2 protein-coding genes are annotated in these 2,169 nt (G+C 69.2%); one reads left to right on the top strand and one right to left on the bottom strand.

Features of this window, described 5'->3' with window-relative positions; genetic code table 11:
• Positions 1-56 precede the first annotated feature (56 nt).
• Entirely contained in the window at positions 57-1,346 is a 1,290-nt protein-coding gene (locus tag WBA11_RS20625; RefSeq protein ID WP_424522510.1) for a putative DNA modification/repair radical SAM protein, read from the bottom strand.
• Between the two features lie 516 nt (positions 1,347-1,862).
• Between WBA11_RS20625 and WBA11_RS20630 the strand changes: the two genes are divergently transcribed.
• The coding region (locus tag WBA11_RS20630) for a hypothetical protein (RefSeq protein WP_424522511.1) at positions 1,863-2,169 on the top strand (307 nt) is incomplete at its 3' end.

The raw sequence follows: 2,169 nt of genomic DNA on the forward strand, positions 1-2,169 counted from the left end.
GGCGGGCACAGTCTCGGGCTTCGCGTCCTCGAGGTCGGGGAGAGCACGGGGCTTGGTCACGCCGCCAGCGGCTTCGAAGACCGGGCGACGGCGGGAGTCGGGGCAAACAACGAGAGCTGCGGGGCGCGGTCGGCCTTGGCGCCGACGATCCGGCGGCGGACCTCCGACACGTCCTGGCCGATCAGCTGTGGCCGGTGGTCCGGCGTCGTCAGGAAGTGCTGGGCGCGCTTCATCACGACGCCCATCCGCCGGAGGTCGTCCCACCGGACCTGCCCGCGGCGGCGGGCGGCGATGATCCGCTTCGAGCTTCGGATGCCGAGTCCGGGCACGCGCTGGAGCCACTCGATAGGCGCGCGGTTGACGTCGACGGGGAAGAGGTCGGGGTAGCGCAGCGCGTACGCCGTCTTGGGGTCGACGTCGGAGTCGAGGTTGCCGGAGCCGGGCGGGGCCACCTCATCGAGGCCGAACCCGTACTTGCGGATGAGCCAGTCGGCCTGGTAGAGCCGGTGCTCGCGGTGGAGCGGCGCGCGGTAGGTCTCGGGGTCGGGGACGCGGTCGTCGCCGCCGAGGGGGACGAAGCCGGAGTAGTAGACGCGCCGGAGCTTCTGCTCGCTGTACAGCCCGTCGCTCAGCTCCAAGATCTGGCGGTCGGTCTCGGGCGTCGCCCCGACCACGAGTTGCGTGCTCTGACCGCCGGCGGCGAAGCGCGGCGCGCGGCGGCTCTTCTTCCGTTCCGCCCTCGAGGCCGTGATCTCGTCGCGGACGTGGCCCATCGGCGCGAAGACCTGGTTGTAGTCCTTCTCGGGCGCCACCTGCTTCAAGCCCTCCTCGCTCGGGATCTCGACGTTGACGCTGAGCCGGTCGGCCAGGCGCCCGGCCTCGGTCAAGAGCTCCGGGCTCGCGCCGGGGATGACCTTGAGGTGGATGTAGCCGTTGAAGTTCTCGACGTAGCGGAGCTTGCGGGCGACCGCGACCAGCTTCTCCGTCGTCGTGTCGGCGTCCTTGAAGATGCCGGACGACAGGAACAGGCCCTCGATGTAGTTCCGCTTGTAGAACCCCATCGTCAGCTCCACGACCTCGTCGACGGTGAAGGCGACGCGCTCGACGTCGTTCGAGCGGCGCGACACGCAGTAGGCGCAGTCGTAGATGCAGACGTTCGAGAACAGGACCTTGAGGAGCGAGACGCACCGGCCGTCCTCGGTGTACGAGTGGCAGATGCCGGCGCCGGTCGAGTTGCCGATCCCGGTCTTGGAGTTTTCGCGCTTGCCGCCCGAGGACGCGCACGAGGCGTCGTACTTGGCCGCGTCGGCGAGGATTTCGAGCTTTTCGATGACCTGTCGGCGCATACGGTTGGGCGGCCCGTCGTGGGCGAATTGGGCGGAGCCCAAAGGTCGGGGACAGGTGTGACAGGTGTGCGTCGTGTAGCCTCGAGGGCGGAGAGGTTCGCCTCGAACGGAGTCTCGTCCTCAAGGGCGGCCTGGTGACCCACCGGATTGCTAGGACGGCGGGACCAGGGTTGTTTCGCCCTCGAAGTGAAGGCCCCCTTGTGACAGACCTAATCATTCCCGCGAAGGCGGGAATCCAGGATGGGCGATTGCCGGAGACTGGACGGCCTCGAGGCCGGTCGGCACGCCGCATGGATCCCCGCCTGCGCGGGGATGACTCATAAGGGGGATCTGAGATCTGTCCTCGAGGACGTGGGGGCTTCGGGTCTGCCCTCGTCCTCGAGGTCGGGCGAGGACACGCCAGCGGCGTGTCCTGTTTTTGAATCGGCCCGTGCACGTCTTGAGTCAGCCTCGAGGGCGACTGACGGTCGGTTGGCATCGCCGCGCGCGATCCTGCCGATCCCATCGTCTGGCACCATGCACCTCACCGTCGGCGTCGGCCCGCCGACCTCGGCGCTGCCGGCCGAGATCGACATCGGGCTCCCGCTCGTCAAGGCGGCGCTGCTCTACGGCGACCGCGTGACGCTGTGCAGCCCGTCCGCGAGCCTGCTCGTCCGCCTCCGGCGTCACCGTCCGGCCTCGCTCACAGACTGCCTCGAGGTGCTGGTCGGGCTCAGCAACGACTTGGGCCTCGAGGACGGACCGCAGCGCCTGAAGGCGCTCTTGGAAGGGGGGCGCGTCGAGGCCGAGAACGCCCGCCCGGCCGTCGACCACTGGTGGGAGC

Source organism: Rubrivirga sp. (assembly GCF_049648075.1).
In the GTDB taxonomy this organism is placed as follows: domain Bacteria; phylum Bacteroidota; class Rhodothermia; order Rhodothermales; family Rubricoccaceae; genus Rubrivirga.

Coding starts and splice junctions, on each gene's coding strand:
- WBA11_RS20625 (WP_424522510.1), bottom strand. CDS start 1,346: ATGCGCCGACAGGTCATCGAAAAGCTCGAAATCCTCGCCGACGCGGCC.